20 protein-coding genes and 2 tRNA genes are annotated in these 22,529 nt (G+C 50.3%); 5 read left to right on the top strand and 17 right to left on the bottom strand.

Annotated elements, in window-relative coordinates; translation table 11 throughout:
* Positions 1–60 precede the first annotated feature (60 nt).
* The 3 genes from B5F07_RS10710 to B5F07_RS10700 form a co-directional block, all read right to left on the bottom strand.
* A complete protein-coding gene (locus B5F07_RS10710) occupies positions 61–2,805 on the bottom strand; it encodes a translation factor GTPase family protein (RefSeq protein WP_087161275.1) in 2,745 nt (914 codons plus the stop codon).
* A 290-nt stretch (positions 2,806–3,095) separates the two neighbouring features.
* Positions 3,096–3,359 (bottom strand): ATP-binding protein, encoded by a 264-nt coding sequence (locus B5F07_RS23070; RefSeq protein WP_242972503.1) that lies wholly within the window; start codon positions 3,357–3,359, stop codon positions 3,096–3,098.
* Positions 3,360–3,696: 337 nt separating this feature from the next.
* The gene (locus tag B5F07_RS10700) at positions 3,697–4,599 is read right to left on the bottom strand and encodes a polysaccharide deacetylase family protein (protein ID WP_242972502.1); all 903 of its coding nucleotides are present in this window, start codon (positions 4,597–4,599) and stop codon (positions 3,697–3,699) included.
* 259 nt (positions 4,600–4,858) lie between these two features.
* Between B5F07_RS10700 and uxuA the strand changes: the two genes are divergently transcribed.
* Together uxuA and B5F07_RS10690 are read left to right on the top strand one after the other, a co-directional pair.
* Positions 4,859–5,926 (top strand): mannonate dehydratase, encoded by a 1,068-nt coding sequence (gene uxuA / locus B5F07_RS10695; RefSeq protein WP_087161274.1) that lies wholly within the window; start codon positions 4,859–4,861, stop codon positions 5,924–5,926.
* A 2-nt stretch (positions 5,927–5,928) separates the two neighbouring features.
* Positions 5,929–7,539, top strand: a complete 1,611-nt coding sequence (locus B5F07_RS10690; RefSeq protein WP_087161273.1) for a mannitol dehydrogenase family protein — start codon at positions 5,929–5,931, stop codon at positions 7,537–7,539.
* An 85-nt stretch (positions 7,540–7,624) separates the two neighbouring features.
* On the opposite strand, the gene B5F07_RS10685 is transcribed toward B5F07_RS10690, so the two are convergent.
* Positions 7,625–7,834, bottom strand: coding sequence for a DUF2284 domain-containing protein (locus B5F07_RS10685; RefSeq protein ID WP_087161326.1), 210 nt, complete (start codon positions 7,832–7,834; stop codon positions 7,625–7,627).
* 164 nt (positions 7,835–7,998) lie between these two features.
* Here B5F07_RS10685 and B5F07_RS10680 point away from each other — a divergent pair, with 164 nt between their 5' ends.
* The gene (locus B5F07_RS10680; protein WP_087161272.1) at positions 7,999–8,664 is read left to right on the top strand and encodes an L-rhamnose mutarotase; all 666 of its coding nucleotides are present in this window, start codon (positions 7,999–8,001) and stop codon (positions 8,662–8,664) included.
* Between the two features lie 59 nt (positions 8,665–8,723).
* Here B5F07_RS10680 and B5F07_RS10675 read toward each other — a convergent pair whose 3' ends face one another.
* From B5F07_RS10675 to B5F07_RS10630, 10 genes are all read right to left on the bottom strand, one after another.
* On the bottom strand, positions 8,724–9,440 hold the full coding sequence (locus B5F07_RS10675; RefSeq protein WP_087161325.1) for an HAD family hydrolase: 717 nt from the start codon (positions 9,438–9,440) through the stop codon (positions 8,724–8,726).
* 44 nt (positions 9,441–9,484) lie between these two features.
* Entirely contained in the window at positions 9,485–10,684 is a 1,200-nt protein-coding gene (locus tag B5F07_RS10670; protein WP_087161271.1) for a hypothetical protein, read from the bottom strand.
* A 263-nt stretch (positions 10,685–10,947) separates the two neighbouring features.
* Entirely contained in the window at positions 10,948–11,751 is an 804-nt protein-coding gene (locus B5F07_RS10665) for a hypothetical protein (RefSeq protein WP_087161270.1), read from the bottom strand.
* Between the two features lie 86 nt (positions 11,752–11,837).
* Positions 11,838–13,463 carry an ABC transporter substrate-binding protein gene (locus tag B5F07_RS10660; protein ID WP_242972501.1) on the bottom strand — a complete coding sequence of 542 codons (1,626 nt, stop codon included), beginning with the start codon at positions 13,461–13,463 and terminating at the stop codon, positions 11,838–11,840.
* Complete coding sequence (locus B5F07_RS10655; RefSeq protein ID WP_087161269.1) at positions 13,460–14,332, bottom strand: carbohydrate ABC transporter permease; 873 nt, start codon at positions 14,330–14,332, stop codon at positions 13,460–13,462. The genes B5F07_RS10660 and B5F07_RS10655 overlap by 4 nt, the downstream gene beginning before the upstream one ends.
* 6 nt (positions 14,333–14,338) lie before the next feature.
* A complete protein-coding gene (locus tag B5F07_RS10650) occupies positions 14,339–15,238 on the bottom strand; it encodes a carbohydrate ABC transporter permease (protein WP_087161268.1) in 900 nt (299 codons plus the stop codon).
* 25 nt (positions 15,239–15,263) lie between these two features.
* Positions 15,264–16,367 carry an ABC transporter ATP-binding protein gene (locus B5F07_RS10645; RefSeq protein ID WP_087161267.1) on the bottom strand — a complete coding sequence of 368 codons (1,104 nt, stop codon included), beginning with the start codon at positions 16,365–16,367 and terminating at the stop codon, positions 15,264–15,266.
* A gap of 146 nt (positions 16,368–16,513) precedes the next feature.
* Positions 16,514–17,266, bottom strand: coding sequence for a Fic family protein (locus B5F07_RS10640; RefSeq protein ID WP_087161266.1), 753 nt, complete (start codon positions 17,264–17,266; stop codon positions 16,514–16,516).
* Positions 17,267–17,419: 153 nt separating this feature from the next.
* Positions 17,420–17,493, bottom strand: a tRNA-Pro gene (locus B5F07_RS10635).
* A 35-nt stretch (positions 17,494–17,528) separates the two neighbouring features.
* Positions 17,529–17,600 (bottom strand) — tRNA-Gln (locus B5F07_RS10630).
* A 258-nt stretch (positions 17,601–17,858) separates the two neighbouring features.
* Between B5F07_RS10630 and B5F07_RS10625 the strand changes: the two genes are divergently transcribed.
* Complete coding sequence (locus tag B5F07_RS10625) at positions 17,859–18,083, top strand: hypothetical protein (protein WP_087161265.1); 225 nt, start codon at positions 17,859–17,861, stop codon at positions 18,081–18,083.
* Positions 18,084–18,134: 51 nt separating this feature from the next.
* Here the strand turns inward: B5F07_RS10625 and dapF are convergent, their stop codons facing one another.
* The 3 genes from dapF to B5F07_RS10610 are packed head-to-tail and all read right to left on the bottom strand — an operon-like array spanning position 18,135 to position 20,912.
* The gene (dapF, locus tag B5F07_RS10620) at positions 18,135–18,971 is read right to left on the bottom strand and encodes a diaminopimelate epimerase (protein WP_087161264.1); all 837 of its coding nucleotides are present in this window, start codon (positions 18,969–18,971) and stop codon (positions 18,135–18,137) included.
* Positions 18,972–18,994: 23 nt separating this feature from the next.
* Positions 18,995–19,543 carry an ANTAR domain-containing response regulator gene (locus tag B5F07_RS10615; protein ID WP_087161263.1) on the bottom strand — a complete coding sequence of 183 codons (549 nt, stop codon included), beginning with the start codon at positions 19,541–19,543 and terminating at the stop codon, positions 18,995–18,997.
* Between the two features lie 37 nt (positions 19,544–19,580).
* Entirely contained in the window at positions 19,581–20,912 is a 1,332-nt protein-coding gene (locus B5F07_RS10610) for a glutamine synthetase family protein (protein ID WP_087161262.1), read from the bottom strand.
* 272 nt (positions 20,913–21,184) lie between these two features.
* On the opposite strand from B5F07_RS10610, the gene B5F07_RS10605 reads away from it, so the two are divergent.
* Complete coding sequence (locus B5F07_RS10605) at positions 21,185–22,528, top strand: hypothetical protein (protein WP_087161261.1); 1,344 nt, start codon at positions 21,185–21,187, stop codon at positions 22,526–22,528.
* Position 22,529 lies beyond the last annotated feature (1 nt).

The raw sequence follows: 22,529 nt of genomic DNA, 5'->3' as shown, positions 1-22,529 counted from the left end.
AATACTGGTATACTAGCACCTGACTGGTGTTATTAAAATGTCCAGTTCTAACTTTTTTAATCAGTCCAGTTTTTCTTTTCCAAGCCGCACGCTCTCCATAATTTTCGCCGTATCCTTTTCCAGGTAATTGAAAAGATAATTTCTCAGAGTCTCTCCTTTTCCAAGATGCTCCCCCCGCATTTCCGAAATCGCCAGTTCCACTTCTTCTTTCAGTCCCGGCGCCGACATCCGGCGCGCTCCCTGACCGAGGATAATCACCTGTTCCAGGGCATCGGAAGTAGCCACTGTAACCTGCGCCTGCCGGGCAATCTTCCGCACGGTCTTTTCGATATACTGATCCGCAGTCTCCGCCTCCTTTGTGTAAACCACATAGATATTGTGATATTTCATCACCTCTCCGGGATTTCCTTCCACCTTGTATGCGTCAAACACAAGAATCAGCGTACACTTCCGGTATCCCTGGTAATTGCAGAGCAGATCCATCAGTTTTCCCCGGGCAGCGCCGATATCTGTATCAGCCAGATCCTTTAACTCCTCCCAGGAAAAAATAATATTGTAGCCGTCTACAAGAAGATACTCTTCCCCGGCGCCCCTGTCCCGCCGGCGCTGCGCCCATTTGTCATTCTGCACGGAGCCTTCTACTTCCGCACTCTCGTTCCGGTTCTTTACACGCACAGTGACCGGGGTACTGCCCACTTTTCGTTTCACCGGATCCGGTGTTCTCACATAGATGGCGTCCAGCTCCTCCCTGGTCAGCTCGATCTGCCGTCTTTCCTGACCGGCGATTCTTCTGTATCCTCCCGGGCCTCCGGAAATTCCGCCGGGGTGTATGTTTTCGCCGGAATCATCATTTTCGTCAGTCCCCCGCTCTTCCTGCATGCCTTCCAAATGCATGTAATTCTCCACCTCATACCATGGCACAACGAATCCTGCTCCATGGGCGCAGAACACGGAACCTGCCGGATTCTCCAGATCTGCCTCCGGATCATAATCCGCAGCCGCAATCACCTCATCCGCATTGTGGCACACATCGTATCCTTTCAGGACGCAGGAAAGTCTTCCTCTTCCGCCTGTGTAAGCGGCAAATTCCGTCTGATATCCCCGCATGGTTTCCACCGGCACGCTCCCTGTCAGCACCGCACTGTCCCCGTCCGTCTCCGGGGTGTCAAATGTCCCTGACATCCGGCGGATATCGGTCATGGCACGTCCTACATTTCCGGCGGGCAGCTCCATCCGGAATGCATAATATGGCTCCAGAAGGATACTCTCCGCCTTCATAAGCCCCTGTCTGACCGCCCGGTATGTAGCCTGCCGGAAATCTCCGCCCTCGGTATGTTTCTGATGGGCCCGCCCGGAAATCAGCGTAATCTTCATGTCTGTAACTGCCGCACCGGTCAGCACGCCCCGGTGTTCTTTTTCCTCCAGATGGGTCAGGATCAGCCGCTGCCAGTTCCGGTCCAGAATGTCCTCACTGCACTCGGAGGCAAACTGCAGCCCCGAGCCCCGCTCGCCCGGCTCCATTTTCAGATGTACTTCGGCATAGTGGCGCAGAGGCTCGAAATGTCCCACGCCCTCAACCACCGTGCCGATTGTTTCTTTATAGACAATACTTCCTTCCCCGAAGGTCACACTGACGCCAAACCGTTCTTTGATCTGCCTGCGGAGTACTTCGATCTGCACCTCTCCCATCAGCTTTGCATGAATTTCGCCCAGTTTTTCCTCCCATACAATATGAAGTTCCGGTTCTTCCTCCTCAAGCTGGCGCAGAGATCGGAGCATGGTGTGGGGATCACATTCATCCGGCAGTTCAATCCGATAAGTAAGAACCGGTTCAAGCACCGGCATCTCCGCCTCTTCTTCCTCACCCAGCCCCTGTCCGGGACGTGTGCTGTCCAGTCCTGTCACCGCACAGATCTGGCCGGGAAGCGCCTCCTGCACCATCTCGTATTTCGCCCCGGAATAAATCCGGATCTGGTTGACCTTCTCCTGGATTCCGGGAACCGTCTCCTTTACCCGAAGGCTTCCCCCTGTAATTTTCATATAAGTCAGCCTTGATCCCTGATCATCCCGGGCAATCTTATAGACTCTGGCGCCAAATGTCTCCGGATACTGCGGACAGAATGTATACTCCGTAATCCCGTCCAGAAGTTCCTCTATGCCTTCCGCGCGCAGGGCACATCCGAAATAACAGGGAAACACATGTCTTTCACGAATCACCCGGCGTATTGTCTCCCGGCCTATTGTCCCGTGCTCAAGGAACTCCTCCATCATCGCCTCGTCGCAAACCGCCAGATCTTCGAGCATGTCCGCATTACCTGAAAGTCCTCCGAAATCAATGCACCCGTCGCCGAACCGCGCCCTGAGCTGTGCGAGAATCCTCTCCCTGTCTGCGCCTTCCTGATCCATCTTGTTGACAAAAATAAACGTCGGGATCTCGTAGCGCTTTAAAAGCCTCCACAACGTCTCCGTGTGCCCCTGCACGCCGTCCAGCGCGCTGATCACAAGCACCACATAGTCGAGCACCTGCAGCGTCCTCTCCATCTCCGCAGAGAAATCCACATGCCCCGGTGTATCCAGAATCGTAATCTCCGCATCGTTCCACGGGAAGACCGCCTGCTTGGAAAAAATCGTGATCCCCCTCTCCCGTTCCAGTTCATAAGTATCAAGGAAGGCGTCCCCGTGGTCCACGCGCCCCAGTTTCCGGGTGATACCGGCGAGATACAGCATTCCCTCGGAAAGCGTAGTCTTCCCCGCATCGACGTGGGCGACGAGCCCCAGGGTTATATGTTTTAACGTATTTCCCATAGAAATACCCCTTTCTGTTCTATGATCACATAGATATAATCATATCACAGAAAGGGGTATAAGTGAATGCTGTCTGCACTTTCATTTCCAACACAGCAACCGTTCACGAATCTTTCTTCTCCTGCTTTACTGCTTTTTTCTGTATCTGCGCCCTTTATTTTTCCCCATCGCGCTTACTTTCTCAAGACGTATCAATTCTCTTATCAATTCACGCGCCCTTGTCTCTTTAATTCCAAGAAAATCAGCTATTTCAACTACTCTGTACTCTCTGTCCGGCTCCATCCATTCCACTATTTCTTCCAGTTGTTGTCTGGTTTTTTTTGTAAGTTTCTTTTTATCAGCGCTTTTTTATCAGCGCTTTTTATAAATGATAATTTCAATATTGTTCGATCCGGTCCGTATTCTTCCATTACTTCAGGACTTTCCCATCCCTGCTGTTCCCACACACTGTAAATGTCAGGTACTCCGCTTCCGGCTCTTTCTCCAATACCGATCAGATTAAACATTTTCATCAGGGCTTTATTTCTCGGATCTGAAATTCCGCCTTTTAACATCTGCTCTTTTCCGATGCGGATACTTCCCGGATTCTCCAGAATAATGGATTCAGCATCTTTTCTGATTACAATTCCCCGGGGGAAATAGAAATCTGTATTGACAATACAGTTTGCCAGCGCTTCCCGCAGTGCTTTATGCACCGGCGTGTCATCAACTCTTGTAATTCCCTCCAGCTTAAAAAGAATCCTTTTGCTTTTTTTACTTCGCGGCGATTATCCTCACGGTATGAATCAAACCGGGACATATTAAAATGCACACAAAATCCCCCTTTCTGCTCAACAATCTGATCATTATCATATCACAGAAAGGGGGAGTTCGTCGATAAATCTTTCCCATCTAATTATTCACCGCATGATGAGACACATAACTGTTCCGGTCAATCGCCCGGAACTCATACCCGAGGTTTTTATAATATTCGATAATACTTGGCAGTGCTTCCACCGTGGCATTCTTCGTCGCCGCATCGTGGAACAGGAGCATTACATGGCTGTACTTGTCCGTTTCGGAGTTGGCGATAATCTCATCTTTTGTACAGCCGCTGCCGCCGTCACCGCTGCTCACATTCCAGTCATAATACTGATAACCTTTTTCCAGAACCTGCTGGCTCAGTGCCGTCATGATACCTTCACAGTATTTTCTCGACACCGTATTGGACGCACCGCCGGGAAAACGGATAAAACAGGGGACAAAACCGATCTGTTCCTTCACCACTTCCCCGATCTGCTCCAGATCTGAAAAATAAGAGTCAACCGAAGCGTATACCTTTGCATAATCGTGGCTATATGTATGCAGCCCGATAGTATGACCCGCGTCGTAAGCGGTTTTAATCAGGGGTCTGAGTTCCTCATGGGCACCGGTCACGAAAAAGGTTGCCTTTACATCATACTGCGCCAGAATATCGAGTACCTTCTGAGTATTCTCCGACGGTCCGTCATCAAAGGTCAGATATACCACTTTTTCATCCGAATTGACTTCTGTCGTTCCCACCGGAACCCCCGGCTGAACAGACATTGACTGCGCTCTTTCTTCCGCTGCCTTCTGCGCCGCGGCCGCCGCTGCTTCCTCAGCCGCCTTTTTATCTTCTTCGGCCTTTTTCTCCGCCGCAATCCTCTGTTTTTCCTCTGCCGCCTCGCGGCTGTTCACTACCATACAGAACGCCGTCGCAGCTATCACAAAAAATACCAGTCCGCATAATATAAGCGAATTGATATTGTATTTTCCATTATTTTTCTTTAGCATTTTACTGTCACCTTACCTGATATGTATTACAGCACTATTATAACCGACAATTCTTAAAAAAGATGTTAGCATTCTTTAAATATTGTTAATTTTCCGTTACCAAACTGCCTGTCCATGTATTTTTCACTCCCCCTTAGTCAATACTGCAATTTTTGCAATGTGCGCAACAACTCTTTCAATTGGCTTTTTCCCCATTATCAAATATAATAAGGACATAAGAAACAAGCCATAATCGAAAAAAGAAAGGATGGTAGAAATTATGGAAATGACACTGAGATGGTACGGCTCGAAATTCGACACTGTAACACTGCAGCAGATCCGCCAGATTCCGGGAGTTACAGGAGTTATCACAACTCTTTATGACACCCAGCCGGGAGAGGTATGGAGCAGGGAGCGCATCCGCGCAATGAAAGAGGAAGTAGAAGCGGCAGGACTTCATGTGGCGGGAATCGAGAGCGTCAACGTACATGATGCCATCAAGACAGGTTCCGCTGACAGAGACAAATATATCGACAACTATATCGAGACTCTGGAGAACCTCGGACTGGAAGACCTGCATCTTGTCTGCTACAACTTCATGCCGGTATTCGACTGGACAAGAACCGAGCTGGCAAGAGTAAGGCCGGACGGATCCACTGTCCTTGCCTACACACAGGAAGCAGTCGATGCCCTGAATCCGGAAGACATGTTTAATTCCATCTCCGGCGATATGAACGGAACAGTAATGCCGGGCTGGGAGCCGGAGCGTATGGCGCATGTAAAAGAGCTCTTCGAGATGTACAAAGATATTGACAATGAGAAACTCTTTGAGAACCTGAAATATTTCCTCGAGCGAATCATGCCCGTCTGCGACAAATACGACATCAACATGGCAATCCATCCGGACGATCCCGCATGGAGCGTATTCGGGCTTCCGCGTATCATCACCAACAAGGAGAACATCCTGCGCATGATGCACATGGTGGACAATCCGCACAACGGTGTTACTTTCTGCTCCGGTTCCTACGGAACAAATCTTGAGAACGACCTGCCGGATATGATCCGTTCCCTGAAAGGAAGAATTCATTTTGCACATGTCCGCAACCTGAAGTTCATCACACCGACCAACTTCGAAGAGGCAGCGCATCTCTCCTCTGACGGAACATTTGACATGTATGAGATCATGAAGGCTCTCTATGAGATCGGCTTTGACGGACCGATCCGCCCGGACCACGGACGTATGATCTGGGGCGAGGTTGCAATGCCGGGATATGGTCTCTATGACCGCGCGCTTGGTGCGACTTACCTTCAGGGACTCTGGGAAGCTATCGAGAAAGGAGCGAGATAGACATGCAGCTTAGCGAAGCAGGATTAAAAAACAGAGAGGAATGGACCTCCAAAGGATATAAACTCCCGGAATTTGACCGGGAAAAAGTGATGGCTGCCACAAAAGAGAATCCCTTCTGGATTCACTTCGGAGCCGGAAACATTTTCCGCGCCTTCCAGGCAAATGTGGTGCAGAACCTTTTAAATGAAGGTGTTCTCGACAGAGGACTGACCGTTGCGGAAGGCTACGACTATGAAATCATTGAGAAAATGAATCATCCCCACGATGACTACACAATCCTCGTGACACTGAAAGCCGACGGCAATGTTGAGAAAACCGTGGTCGGAAGCGTGATGGAATCTCTTACACTGGATTCGGACAACGCGGCAGAGTTCGGACGCCTCAAAGAGATCTTCACAAAAGATTCTCTCCAGATGGCAACATTTACGATCACGGAAAAAGGGTACAGCCTGGTTGACGGCAAAGGAAAACAGCTTCCGGCCGTGACCGCAGATATGGAGAAAGGGCCGGAGAAACCGGACAGCTATATCGGAAAAGTTGCCGCTCTTCTGTACACAAGATTTACCGCAGGCGCAAAACCGATGGCCATGGTCAGCATGGACAACTGCTCTCACAACGGAGACAAGCTCTACACTGCCATTACAGCATTTGCAAAAGCATGGGAAGACAATGGAACTGCCGAAAAAGGGTTCTATGCTTATGTGACGGATCCGGCGAAGGTGTCCTTCCCCTGGACCATGATCGACAAGATCACGCCGCGGCCGAATGCTTCCGTGGAAGAGATCCTCAAAAAGGACGGCGTGGAAGAACTTGAGCCTGTTATCACAAGCAAGAATACTTACGTGGCTCCGTTCGTAAACGCAGAAGAATGCGAGTACCTTGTAATCGAGGACGCTTTCCCGAACGGACGTCCCGCACTGGAAAAAGGCGGACTGATCTTTACAGACCGCGAGACCGTGGACAAGGTGGAGAAGATGAAAGTCTGCACCTGTCTGAACCCGCTGCACACCACACTGGCGGTATTCGGATGCCTGCTGGGATATGACCTCATTTCCAAGGAAATGAAGGATCCTGTCCTGAAGAAACTGGTTGAGATCATCGGATACGAAGAGGGACTTCCGGTTGTTGTAAATCCGGGCATCCTTGATCCGAAGGAGTTCATCGATACGGTTCTCAATGTCCGCATCCCGAACCCGTTCATGCCGGATACCCCGCAGAGAATCGCCACAGACACATCCCAGAAGCTGGCAATCCGCTTCGGTGAGACCATCAAGGCTTACCAGAAGTCCGATACACTGAATGTGGCAGACTTAAAGCGCATCCCGCTTGTATTTGCAGGATGGCTCCGCTACCTGATGGCAATCGACGATGAGGGCAATGCTTTCGAGCTCAGCCCGGATCCGCTTCTCGACACGGTATGCCCGTATGTAGCTTCCATCAAACTGGGAGACACGATAAATGCGGAAGAAGTATTAAAACCGGTTCTTGAGAACGACAAGATCTTCGGCGTAAACCTGTTTGAAGTCGGCCTGGCTCCGCTTGTATGCCGGTACTTCTCAGAAATGATTGCAGGAAAAGGCGCCGTAAGGGCAACACTTGAGAAATACGTATAAAACAGAACAGACTGAAGCTGAACAGAGACCGCGCATCCGAAAGTGACATCCGTCCTTTCAGATGCGCGGTCCTTTTTACCGCACTTTACGGTATCAGCAGTCCGCCGAAATATGTAACCGTGTTTGTTCCGTTGATATAACGGATTCCCGCCTGTCCGGCAAGCTCACTCACCATGATTCCGTATCCTTCCAGAGAACCGTGGGCCCGCTCCGGGAAACGGCAGGGAGCGGCCGGATAAGTACATTTCCCGCACTTCCTGCAGGAACCGAATCTGATCTGTATCCACGGTTCCATACTGGAACACACCGGATTCTTCCATGATCTGCTTCATCTTTTCTCCTTTCCATTTCCCGGTTTCCATTTCCCGGTTCGGGTGTTACTTTTTCACGTGTCTTTTTCCTAATACCATGATATACTTAATTATACGAAAATCAATATCTTTTCAGGAGGATTTTAAAATGGAACGACATGCTCTTGCCGTAAAGATCAACGACGGAAAAATGAATGACTATCGAAAAAAACTGGGAGAGGTCTGGGATCGTACCACCCGGCTGCTGGACCGGACAGGCATCCGCAATTTCAGCATCTGGAACGCAGAATCCCTTGTGTTTGTCTACTATGAATGTGACGACGGCGTCCGCCCGTCAGAGGCCGATGCATCAGAAGCAGACAGCCTGATGCGGGAGATGGACAGCGAAGGGCTCTACACCTGGATCTCCACTCCGGGAAAGGATATGAGACTGATGTATCATAACTTCGGTATCGTCCGTGAGAGCAAGGAACTGATCCGCCACCGGATGTTCATGACAAAGCTCAAACCCGGCTGCGAAGAGGAATATAAGGCACGCCATGACGGACTGATCGCACAGCGCGGCGACACCGTCGATCCGGGGCCGGACAGCAATTTCAGCATCTGGAGTGCCGGCGGCTATATCTTCGGCTACGATGAGATCGATACAACCATGGAAGTAGAAGAGACGCCCGAAGCGCGCGAATCCACCATCGCCTGGGAGACCCGCCAGCTGGAGATCATGGACTGGATCACAAACGATGTGGACTGGATGACCGGGGAGCATCATGTATCCAGTATACGGCTTGCATGGCATCCCGGAAAAATATCTTAAAAATATTGCAGAACAGCGCCCCACAGGAAATAATTTCCTGTAGAGCGCTGTTTATTTTCTCAGTTCTTCGCTCCTGCAAGAAGCTCATGGAGCAGTTCTTCCAGTTCTTCCTCGGAAGTCACGGTAAAATCCGGTGTTCTTCCGCCTTCCGGGATCCGGTGTCCCCGGCGGTTCATCCAGATTCCTTTCCATCCCACATTCATGGCTCCTGCCATATCACTGTCATAGGAATCTCCGACGAAATAAACTTCCGTCCCGTCGAGCTGCATGGATTTCTGCGCGTATTCAAAAATCTCCCGCCTTGGCTTCTCTGCTCCCACATCCGCCGACACAAAGATATTCGCTTCGGGAATCCACTGATCCGCCTGCAGGCTTCTCACTTTATTCCACTGATGCTGCGAGGGGCCGTTTGTGATAATCCCCACCTTCACCCGCCCGGAGCAGAAGCTCAAGATCCGCTTCATCCGCTCCGTCATACTGATATGTTTCTGGCATCCGGCATAGACCTCCTGAAACGCCAGGGTTTCCTCCCTCGAAATCGAGATTCCGAACTCCTCAAACGCCTTCTGTACACGATATACGTAGAGTTCTTCCATCGTGATCTCTCCGGCCATCGCCCTGCCATAGACCTGATCGCTGTATTTTCGTGTAACCGGGAATATCTTCTCTGCATCTATATCAAACCGGTCTCCGAAATACCGTCCGTATGCACGGACAAACGGCTGTGTCTGATCGTATAATGTATCGTCTATGTCAAATAAGACTGCTTTTTCCATATCCTGTACCTGCTTTGCTCCTGCTGCGATTTCTCTGCCGGAAATCATTCTACTGCCCCGCATGCGCACCGGTATCCGGTCACACGGGTTTCCGTCCATGCTTCCCGGTCCACGACGGTGACATCCTCGTAGTGCCCCTGCTCCGGATGCTCAATGGTCTTGGTCTCTGTCCACGCCTCCTGGTCTACCACATAGCGCTGCTCGTAAACCGCCTCATAGTGAACCGTCTCCGTTCCCGCTGGCTCCCCCGCATCTGCATGTGCCTGCAGATGTGCGTCCACATTGCCAGTAATCTCTGCACCACAGGCAGTACAAACGACCGCATCCCTTGCCCCGGATACAAGAACATCCTCATAATGTCCTTCCTCCGGATGATCGATGGTCTGGGTCTCCGTCCATGCCGCCTGATCCACAACCCACTGTCTCTCCGTATGCGTCTCCGCCGGATGTTCAACGGTTGTACGGATGGGGATATTAAAGTTATGTACGTGTTCTTCTTCCGGCTCTTCCTCTTTCGGCGGCTCTGTCACCGTGGCGTTCACCGTCTTTTCCAGGGAAGTCCCGCCCAGTCTGTCTGTTGCCGTAATCCGGTAAATCAGGGCGTATGTGCCCGGGGTCGCCGTGTCCACGTTGGATGCATCCACAGTCACGGACGCCACGTAATCCTCATTCCACGTCACTCCCGACATGAAATCCGTATCTGCCGCCCCGGCTTCAACAGACCACGCCTGAATGCCCTGCACATAGGACATGAGCTCATTTCCCACCTCAAATGTCACCGACTTTACCGTCTGGGAATCTTCCTGATCAGTTACAGTTATATTCACCGTGTAAGTTCCTTCCGCCGAAAACCGGATCTGCTTGGCAGGAACGCCGTTTCTCTCTTCCCTGTCCTCAATGTCCGTGACAGCCACATTATTCTTCTGCGCCTCGTTCGCCGCCTCGATGGTAATATCCTTCACGCCTGCCTCCGCGTAAATGGACTCGATCACTTTGTCCTGAAGGCTGACCTCCGCATTGATTCCCGTGACAATCGTATCACTGTAGAGAGCGATCACCGGCGGGTGCGCCTTCTTCTCCTCCTCCTTTGGCAGTTCCGCGGAAGTCGGTAGAAGCCCGTCAAAAACGCCTGCCGAATAAGCAACAGCCGTAGTAACGCCGCCTGCCGCAATAACCACGGCAATGGCGATTCCGACCGTCTGAACCTTATGCTCCTCGATCCAATCTCTTATATGTTCAAACATACCCTTATTCCACTCCTCTGAAAAAAGTTATCTTTGTACTGACTGTAGCTATTATATAATGTTTTCCCGGCATCATCAAGTGCCGAATCCAAATTGTGCCCTGCGATTTCCGGCGTCCCCCTCCACTGAAAACAGGGGATATCAGAGAAAAATGCCGCACCGGTTCTGACAGATTCCGGCACGGCATTTCTTATCCCATGTAAAAATTATCTCATGCAAATTCAGTTATTCTGTTTTCAGCCGGCTGCTGGTGCTTTCCGCTGCTACTGTACTACCGTAACAGAAGTGATGTGCGGATTCACGCCCTCATACCAGTACAGGAATCCTTCCATATCAATCACCTGACCGATCTGAAGGTTTTTCACTGCCGCATAGACCTCCGTGCTGCTGTCGCACAGATAGGACTCGATGGTAAATGTATAAGTCTGTCCGTTGTAAGATGCATTGAAATACAGGTCGTCACCGTCTGTACCGGATCCGTCATAGTTGTATAAAAATGCTGCCTCATTTCCGCTTGCATCGCTGGACGCTTCAACTGTCATACCCTTAAAAGCCACAAACTGGTTCTGGTAGGATTCAATCTCATCTGTTCCAAGGAACTCTGTCACATCGACAGGATCCGCCACATAGGTATCCCCGTCGTCCACGAACTCAAAGGTTCCCTCCTGGATCTCCACCTCGCCGGACCACTCTGTCTTGTATCCGGTTACACGGATCTTCGTTCCCGGTACAAGCTTCGCGTAATCTTCTTCTGAACATGCTGTGTCATAGAAGAAATATCCGCCGTCCTTATCCTGTGCATAGATCGTAGCCTTGTCTTCCCACCAGGACTGTGTTGCCTGGACATAAGCTTCTACTGTAACCTCCGTGTCAACAGCCGCAGCCATATACTCATCGTAGCTCATAACCTCTGCAGCCGCATCGTCTGCGCCTTCTGCCTGATCCTGCGTGTTGTCTTCTGCAGTCGTGTTGTCACCGGTCGTATCGCTGTTTCCGCCGCCTGCGCAGCCGCCCAGAGCGAACACCAGGGTAAGCGCCAGTAACGTAGTTAATACTTTCTTCTTCATAATAATCTCCTTTTCTGATTGCTCAGTGCCGGACACCGGCACAGTTCTTGTGCAACAATATTATTATAGTCAAAAAAACAGGGAAGTCAACACCTGCTGCGTTCTTTCACTTTCGAGCGGATCAGATAAAGGATGATCAGCACCCAGACTGCCGCGATTCCCGCAATAAGAGCTACGGCTGTCCCGGGAAGCGGTCCCAGATCCGCCTTGCCTCCCGCCAGACCGCTGCTGTCATTCAGATGATACAGCGCTGTCACGTCACTGTACAGATTCCGGATATACGTGTCATCCACTGTCTCTTTCCTGCGGATGGACTTGGTCACATTCTCGATCATCTGCCCCGCCGCATCTCTCAGAGATGTAGATCCGTTGAACACCGGAGTAACAAACGTATCGTTCTCGTGTTCCAGCAGAAGCTCGGCTGCCCTGATCTTCACATCATAATACTGGTCATTGTCCTCTCCCGCCCTCGAGAGATAGTCCTGATATTCCTCCGACTCCTGGGCCACTGTCGTTACCGGTACGTATCCTTCTGTCTCCGAGTAGGCGATCTGAACGTCATTTGTCAGAAGATACTGGGTAAACAGCCAGGACGCCAGCACTTCCTGAGGATCATCCTTATTGAAAATGCACACAGACGGTCCCTGGGAAATCATCTGCGGATGCTCCGGATCATACTGGGGGATCATGCGGACCTCTGTCTCAAACTGCGTAAGCGCCTCCTCCGCGATATCCACCAGCGGGGCGTCGCTTCCCATCCAGGTTGCCCCCGCCGTAGAATCAATGGCAAACACACACTGCCCTGCATTCAGAAAGTTTGCCGGATAACCGGATATCTTGAATGTGGAAAACGCTCCGGTTCCCGTATGTTCCGCCACAGTATACAGAATCTCCTTTGTCGTATCATTAAAGATCTCAATTGTTCCGTTATCCGTAGAGTACCCTGCCCCCTGCTGCTTCAGCATCTGTATCATCATATTGTCCGTAGACTTGTAAATAAACGGGATCATGACATCCTGCCCGTTCAGGGCATATGTGCCGTCCGGATTTTTCTTTGCCGCCGCATCCGACACCTCCCAGATGAAATCCCAGGTCAGCACATCCGGCACTGTATAGCCCAGTGCTTCCACATAGTCTTTATTGATATAGCAGGCTTCCGTGGAGCGCATATAAGGCAGCGCATAATAGTTTCCTCCGATCCTGCACTCCTCTAGGAACCGGGGAACAATCTGGGACTGCGTGGGCGACTGGAAAAGCAGCCCGCTCCCGCCCAGACCGTATGTCTCATCCGCCATCAGATCATCCAGGGGAACCACAACATTCTGCCCGGTGAGGTAAGTAGCGATATGATCCGGGTAGGTGATACAGACATTGGGCGTGGTGTCTGTGGCGATATTTGTGATCACGTCATTGTAAATGTCCCCGTAGTCTGTATAGAGCCTGAGATCCACCGTAATATTGGGGTACAGTTCCTGAAAGTCTGCAATCGCCTCTCTGTAAATATCCGTCTGGCTCTTATTGGTGTCATTCTTCGCCCAGAATGTAATCTCATAGTTCCCGGATGCGTCAAACTCTTCGGGTACAGTAAACTCTGCCGGCTCTTCCTCTCTGCCGTGGCATCCGGAGAGTCCCGCCCCACACAGGGAAGCCGCAAGCAGGACCGCAAGTATTCTTCCCGGCATTTTCCCCGACATTCTTCCTGGTCTTTTCATCCTTTCATACCTCCTCTTGACACACCCTCCATGATCTTCCTGCGGAACACAAGGAAAAGGATGATCAGCGGCACGGATATGACAACCACCGCCGCCATCATCGCCGGGATATTCTCGCGTCCGAACCCGTTTTCCCGGATCTCCTGGATTCCGTTCGACACCAGATAGTATGCCGGATCGTCCGTGATCAGCCGGGGCCATACATAGGAATTCCAGCACTCGATAATCTTCAGGATAGTGATGGTTACGATCGTCGGACGGCAGATGGGGATCATCACCTTCCACAGGTATTTCAGATCCGAAGTGCCGTCCACTTTCGCCGCCCGGTACAGCTCATCGGGCACCTGTTCAAAATTCTCCTTGAGCAGGTAAATGTAAAATACCGATGTAACCGAGGGCAGCACCAGACCTGTCATGGTGTTTCTCAGATCCATGTTCGTTATGGTCACAAAATTGGTGATAACCACCAGTTCACTGGGGATCATCATCAACGCCAGGAACAGGGTAAACACCAGGTTCTTTCCTCTGAACTGCAGGCGGGCGAAGGCGTATGCCGCCAGTGTGCTGACCACCACCATGAGCACTGTGGTCAGCAGTGCAAAGATCACGGTATTTAAAAGGTAGCCGACCAGCGGCACTGTGGTAAATGCATCCACATAGTTCTGAAGCGTGGGCGAAAGCGTAAAGAAGGAAGGCGTGTGTTCCGCATTATATGCTCCGTAGCTCTTCACCGAGGTCAGCACCATCCAGTAAAAAGGGAAGAGGACGATCAGCGCCCACAGGGTCAGGAGAATGTAGGTGACGGCTTTCCGCACTGCATTCTGCCGCTCCGTCTTTTTCTGTACTTTTTCAAAATCCGTCTGTTCCATTTCCGCTCATCTCCTTTCATACTGAACTTTCTTCCTGCTCACCAGAAGGTTGATGCAGGTAATCGTGAGCACGATGACAAACAGGATGATGGCAGCCGCCGAAGCATAGGACGGATAGCCGCCGCTGTCTCCGTACAGCATGTCGTAGACGTATCCTACAATGGTGTTCATCCCCGCCGCGTTCAGATCCGTGCCGAACAGAGCCACCGCGTCGCTGTATGCCTTGAACGCTCCGATAAAACCCGTAATCACCAGGTAGAAGATCATAGGTGAGATCATGGGCAGCGTGATCTTCGTAAAGATGCGCAGCCGAGGCGTCCCGTCCACCCGCGCCGCCTTGTAGTAATCCTGGTTCACAGACGCCAGGGCGCTTGTGAGCACCAGAATCTTAAAGGGCATGACCACCCACACGGTGTAGAAACAGAGCACGAACATTTTCGCCCAGTAGGGCCCGTCGATAAAATCCACGGAACTTCCCCCGAACAGATTGATCACCATATTCACCAGACCGTCCGTGTACTCCGTCTTCTGAAAGAGGATCATGAACACCAGCCCCACGGCGAGCGTATTCGTCACATAGGGCAGAAAATAAATGGTCTGAAACAGATCCCGCAGCGGCTTTATGGAACTCAACCCCAGAGAAATCAGCAGTGCCAGACATGTTGACACGGGCACTGTGATGAATACAAGTATAAAAGTATTCTGCACCGCCTGCAGGAAATACGGGTCATGAAGCACGTAGGAAAAATTGTAGATTCCTACACCGAAATATGTCTGGGAAGCAAAATTAAAGCCTTCCTCCATGGAATAAATAAACACATCGATCAGCGGATAAACCAGAAAAGCGATGAGAAACAACAGCGCAGGCAGAAGATACAGCCAGGCTTTCTTATTATTGCTGTTCATAACAGGTCACTCTCTCCTTTCCGTATCAGCGGGCGTCAGTAAGAATCCGCTCCTGCGTATCCCTGTGGAACAGGAATACTTTGTTCGGCTTCAGCGCAAAACGCACCGTGGAAACTCCTGTGTCCACATGGTTTTCCGCATTGATGATGGAACGGACCGTCTCACCGGTACATGCGCTGTGGGCGGACACGATGCTCACGTCCCTTCCCATAACCTCCACCCGGTTCAGCTGACAGGCAAAGGGGCCGTCTTCCTTCAGAATAAATCCCTCCGGACGGATACCCGCCCACACTTCCTGATCAGGAACACCTGCCGCCGGAAGTACCGGAGCATCCCCGATGCAGAGCATGCCGCCGCGCACCTCTCCCCGGAACACATTGATCGGCGGAGTGCCGAGGAACTTCGCCACAAACAGATTCGCCGGATTGTCATAGACTTCCTGGGGTTTTCCCATCTGCATGAGGACGCCGTGATCCATAACCGCGATCCGGTCGGAAATACTCATGGCCTCGTCCTGGTCATGGGTGACAAACACCGTGGTGATACCCGTCTTCTTCTGAATTCTCCGGATCTCCTCCCTTGTCTGCAGACGCAGGCGGGCGTCCAGATTGGACAGAGGTTCGTCCAGGAGCAGCACCCGGGGCATCTTCACCAGAGCACGGGCGATGGCAACCCGCTGCTGCTGCCCGCCGGAAAGCTCACTGGGTCTGCGCTCCATGAGTTCCTCGATCTGCACCAGACCTGCCGCCTCCTTCACCCGCCTTTCCATCTCTTCTTTTGAAAGTTTATTCTTCCCTTTCAGGTTTTCAAGGGGGAACCGGATATTATCCCGGACAGTGAGATGGGGGTACAGCGCATAATTCTGGAACACCATGCCCACACCCCGCAGCTCCGGTGCAAGGGCGGTCACATCCTCCTCCCCGAAGAAGATCTTTCCATCCGAGGGCTTCTCCAGCCCGCAGATCATATTCAGCGTGGTGCTCTTCCCGCATCCGGACGGTCCGAGAAGCCCCATCAGTTCTCCGTCCGGGATCTCGCAGGTAAAGTTATCCACAGCGGTAACGTCCCCCCGGCTCTTTTTCCCCCGGGCGGGGAATTTTTTCGTAAGATTCTGCAATACTATCTTCATTTTTCATCAATCTCCCTGCTATAAGGTTGTGTCTCAACTAAAATTTACCTTTAAGATTATAGCGGATTTTTGCCGGATGCTCAAGGTATGGGGGAAAATCTCTCCTGACTGCCCCTTATAAAAGAAATCCCTGAACACACTCGGGTTCAGGGATTTTTCAACTTCGGAAGCACATTTTTTCTTGTCCACGTTTTTACTGTCTGCTCCCGCAAAAACGCAATAAATCCGTCTATTTTTCCTGTCTTGTCAAAAGCCGCAAGCGCCATATAATATGTTGCCTTGTCCTCATTATAAATAATAGTCGGAGGATAATCATGTATCATCAAATAATAGTTCAAAAGTGTCCTGCCTACTCTTCCATTCCCATCTGCAAAGGGATGGACCGCCTCAAAGCTCAGATGGAAAAAGGCTGCCGCAGTTAAAATGTCACTGCCCTCATATTCATTTACCTGTTGGCATAAGTCTCTGATTTCATCTGCGACATCTTCCGGAGCGATTCCAACTTCATCTCCCACAACATAATCATGTATTTTGTACTGTCCGGGACGCTCCCCTTTCTCATAACGTGTCTGATCGTAACAGCCTTTCATTAAAATCCCTTGAATCTCTTTGATTAAATTTTCATCAAGAGGGCTGCGCTCAATATTTTTTTTCGTCAGGAAATGAAAGCACTCTTTTTGATTTTGTATTTCAAAGATCGTCCTCAGATCTCCACTGTAATTTTCCACTCGTCCATTTTCAAAAATCTCACGGGTATCATGATATGTGGTCATAGGATTTTCGATTTTATTTGAGTTGTAGGCAAACAGAATACGGAAATTCTCCAATGCTATTTTTAAATCTGCCTCGTCAGTTATTTTTTTATTCTGCCAGTTTTTTTTAACTTCATTGTAATCCATAACAGACCATCCCTTATCTTCTAAATTCCAACATTGATTATATCATGATTTACTGTAGTGTCTGAGAAAAATATTAGGCAAATTTATTAGGTAAACGAAAAGCCTTGTAAACCGAACAGTAAAGGAAGTCCGTTTTTACAAGGCTTTTTGAAATCGGAGTGACAGGATTTGAACCTGCGGCCTCTACGTCCCGAACGTAGCGCTCTACCAAGCTGAGCCACACTCCGATAAAATAGGGAACCTGCTCTCCGCAAATTCCCAACTACGGAAAAGGGACTTGAACCCCTACTAACAGAGTCAGAGTCTGCTGTGCTGCCAATTACACCATTCCGCATTGTTGTATTTATTTTTTGCTGCTCTCGCAAGCAACATGGTTATTATACCAAACTCTTCAAAAAAATCAACCCCTTTTTTTAAATTCTTTATATTTTTTAATTTATGTATTTTTTTCTGAATTTATCTTTATTTTATGATTTATTAAAAAAACTTTACATAATATAACATAAAATGTTCATAATTTTTATATAGACTGAAATGGTAATAAACGGGAGTTTATTCACTTTGAATTTCGGACGAAAGGAGCTGTGATATTATGATAACCGGAGTATTAAAAACAGGCTCTGGCTCAGATATCTATATTACCGGGGATAATTCACCGAATAATATCAGCATCAGGTCAGGTCAGTATCTTTATCTGGCCGTCCGCGACTGTTGGATTCCGGTAATCATAAGATATTCTCCTCAGACCGGGGACTGGGTATTTCAGAACCTGGAAAATATTAATGTAAACGGACAGAAAGTCATGCTGAAAAGCTGAAGTGCCAGGACACACTCCCGGCACTTCGGCTTTTTCGCTGTATTTTTTCCGTCACTGCAGCCATACGCCGTCAAACACCGTTTCCGCAGGACCGGTCATATAGACGGTATTTTCTTCCTGATCCCACTCGATCTGCAGATCTCCTCCGGGGAGTTTTACTGTCACACTGTTTTCGGTGCGTCCGTTCAGCACGCAGGCTACCGCCACCGCGCACGCCCCGGTGCCGCACGCCAGTGTTTCTCCCGATCCCCGCTCCCAGACACGCATCCGCACGGTATTGCGGTCGAGTATATTTACGAATTCTGTGTTTACCCGGTTCGGAAACATATCATGATTTTCAAACAAAGGTCCGATTTTGTGAAGCGGCAGCTCCCGCACATCCTCCTCTGCAAAAATCACGGCGTGCGGATTTCCCATGGAAATGCACGTCATGCGGTATTTCTTTCCTTTCACCGGAATCGGCACGTCCACAGCCCGGTTTCCTTCTACCCTTACCGGAATTTTCTCCGGTTCCAGAACCGGTTTTCCCATGTCCACCTTCACAAGGCTTACTTTTCCATCCTTCACGGTAAGATCAAGGTGTTTTATTCCTCCCAGCGTCTCCACAGAGATCCGGGTCTTATCGGTCAGTCCGTAGTCGTAGACATATTTCGCCACGCAGCGGATTCCGTTTCCGCACATTTCTCCGCGGGAGCCGTCGGCATTGTACATCTCCATCTCGAAATCCGCCTTATCCGAGGGCTTAATGAGGATCAATCCGTCCGATCCCACGCCGAAATGCCGGTCGCTGATCCTGACCGCCAGTTTGGAAGGTTCCGTCAGCTTTTCCTCAAAACAGTTGACATACACATAATCATTTCCAAGTCCCTGCATCTTGGTAAAACGCATATTTCTTAATCCTCTCTGCTTTTTTATTCATTCATAATCGTGAGAACCATCTGCGCCGTCTCCAGCATATTTCTTCCGGTCTCCATACTCGTCTTCTGAAGGTAGCGGTGCGCCTCTTCTTCCGACATGTGGTTTCTCTCCATGAGCAGTGCCTTTGCCTGGTCGATCTGCTCCTTTTCCCGGCTGTTCCGGACTCTGCCCTTTTCCCGGCGTCTCCTCTTTCTCTGTTCCATTGACTGGAGAAGCATTTCCACCGTATTGACAAGATCGTACACTTTAAGCGGCATGGGGAGACCGATCACGCCATCCGGCAGGCCGTCAGCCCATTTCTCCGGCGAGGAGATCAGCAGGAGCGAAAAACTCTCCGGAAGCATTTCCCGCAGCTGAGTATACTGCATATCCTGCAGGCGGTACCCGCAGATGACGATGCCCTCGCCCCACGTATCGGCATACTGCAGAACTTTTGCCCCGGTCAGGCAGACTGCCGACACTTCCATACCGGAACGCACCAGCGCATTCCGTATTCCCACCGCATTTTCACGCTTCGGGAACGCCACGATAATATTGCTCAAACCGGTCTTCACCTCCTGCAGTCTGTATTTTCATCTCCTAAAGCTTATAGAGATAATTTGCGATCTCCCAGTCCGTCACCTGCATACAGTATTCATGATATTCCTGGCGGCGCGCTCTTATGATCTTATCCGCAAGTTTCTCTCCCAGCACACCAAGAATCAGCTCATCATTCTCCAGTTCATCCAGCGCTTCATCCAGCGTCCGCGGCAGCGCCTCGACATGCAGCGCTTCCCGCTGCTGCGGGGTCATTTTCTGGATATTCGCATCAATGCAGTCGGGCGGCATAATCTGATTCCGGATTCCGTCCAGTCCGGCAGTCAGCAGAACCGCCAGCGCAAGATATGGATTTGCCGCAGCGTCCGGGCTTCTCAGCTCGATCCTGGTGTTCTCTCCACGCCCCTCCGTCACGCGGATCAGCGGTCCCCGGGTTTTGGACGACCACCCCATATAAACCGGCGCCTCGTATCCGGGAACAAATCTCTTGTAGGAATTTACCGTAGGATTTGTGATCGCGGTAATCGCCTTCATATGTTTCATGAGACCTCCGATAAAGTAGTAACCCTCCCGGCTCAGCCCGTTTTTATCATCTGCGCTCTGAAATGCATTTATCCCGTCTTTGCTCAGGGAAAGATTGATATGCATCCCCGAACCGTACGTCTCGCTCTTCGGCTTCGGCATAAACGTAGCGTGGAGTCCGTGCCGTTTTGCGATCGTCTTGACAACCATCTTGAATGTCATCAGATTGTCCGCTGTCACAAGAGCCTCATCATAGCGGAAATCGATCTCATGCTGTGCAGGGGCGATCTCGTGATGGGAGGATGTGATCTCAAATCCCATCTCCTCGAGAGTCAGCACCATATCCCGTCTCGCATTCTCCCCGAAATCAATGGGGCCCACATCGAAATAGCCTCCCTGCTCATGGGTCAGCGTCGTCGGCAGGCCGTCGTCGTCTGTGTGGAACAGGAAGAACTCGCACTCTGGTCCCACATTCATGGTATATCCCATTTCCCGCGCCCCCGTGATCGCTTTCTTCAGGACATAGCGGGGATCCACCTCATAAGGCGTGCCGTCCGTGCGGTAAACGTCGCAGATCAGCCGCGCCACTTTGCCCTGCTGGGGACGCCATGGGAAGATCTCGAAGGTGCTCAGGTCCGGATACAGATACATATCCGAATCCTCCTCTCCGCTTAAGCCTTCCAGGGAAGAAACGTCGAACATACATCTGTTGTCCAGAGCCTTTTCAAGCTGGCTGACCGTCACAGCCATATTCTTCATGATTCCGAAGATATCTGTAAACTGAAGGCGGATAAAAGCGACGTCTTCTTCCTCCACCATCTGGAGAATATCCTCCCTAGTATAATTATGCATAAATGAAACCTCCTTTTCATTTTGATTCTTCATTTTCCTTATTCTTCATATTCATCTGTTTTCACTTGGAAATATCAAAAGGGCGTTCTCCACCTCTGAATGAAAAACGCCCTTGTTTCGTGATTATTATATCTTTCTGAAACGTCCTTGTCAAACATTTTATTGACAACATTCTATTTACCTGACATTTTATTTACATGCCTGTTCCCCACTGCTATAGTATAGATAAAACTGTCGATATCAGTTCAGACATTCATAAGGGGGAAATGCAGATGTTGCGAAGAAAAATCCTGCCGTTTTTTCTGGCGTTCACAATCATTTTACTTTCAGGAGGCTGTGCGGACCTCAACCGTTTTCCGGCTGTCGGCACTTATTTTCTATGCGCTACCGGATCTGACTATGCGCCCGGGGTACATGTGCTGGCCCCGGACGGGAGCCCGGTCTTCTCCCTCCGAAACGCGCTGATTGAAATGTGTGTCGCCCTGGACGGAATGATTCTCGACCAGACTGCCGGGGCGATTGCCAAGAACTCGCTTCTTTTTATCCGCATCCGCAAAGACCGGGAAAATTATCAGACCGGCGTCTGGAGTGTTGCTGATCAGGACTGGTCAGTTGAGCCCCAGGACGGACTTTGCGCGTATACGGCGGATGACAAGGGGCATCTCCTGTCTTTCGTGCTCAGCAGCGGAACATATGACCGGAACTGCCATCCGTTATCCGAAGACAGTGAAGACCCGGAAGAAGTTTTTTCCTTTGCCAACGGTCTGGTTCTGTACAACAGAAAAAATCCCGAAGGATATTCATACATTGCAGACGAAAACGGAGATTGCCTGCTCGATACCGGCATCTTTTACGAAAAGAACTCGGAGTACCTTTATGATCTGGCGCTTTTCGGCGGTATTTCCGTAGATCAGATCATTCTCGGAGAATATATGATTGTCGAATGTAAATATACAGAGATCCAGGAGGATGGAACCGACCTGATTTCCACCGCTTCTTTTCTCTGCGACCCGGAAGGTCACATCCAGTTTACAGAATGGGATTACCTCAACGTATGGTTCCCCCAGAACCAGTATCGGCGGACAGATCACAATATGTATCTGCGGTTTGACTGCGGGGAAGAAAGGCAGCCCCACTTTCTGCGCCTTGAAGGAATGCAGGAGGCAGTATTTCCGGAGAACTGCGAAGACATTATCTATCAGGACAAAGACCTGTTTCTTCTGGAATCTTCCTCCGGAGAATACACAGTCTATGATGCTTACAGCCGGACGAAAGGCGCATCTTTTTCCGGAGTGACCCCCGGTCTCCAGAACATCTTTCTCTTTGGTACGGACAGCTATGTAGTCCAGGGGCTGAACCGCGAGGCGACCACCATTGTGATCGATGATGTAGTCTATCCTCTCTCTGACGGTGATGAGATGGCGTTTGTCACTTCCGGAGAGTATCCTGTTATAAGTACAGGAAAATTAGGAGGATCTGTCTCGCTTTCCTATATTCTCGATCCGGAGGGCTCCATGGTTCTGACAACCCCTGACTATGTTATCTATGCGGATCATTCCCACTACCTTATTCTGCGCGATGACCGTTTCCAGATAAATACATACAACTCTTTCTGAA

The sequence above is a fragment of the Lachnoclostridium sp. An169 genome (genome assembly GCF_002160525.1).
Taxonomy (GTDB): Bacteria; Bacillota; Clostridia; order Lachnospirales; family Lachnospiraceae; genus Mediterraneibacter; species Mediterraneibacter cottocaccae.
This window is presented reverse-complemented; position numbering and strand designations above follow the sequence as displayed.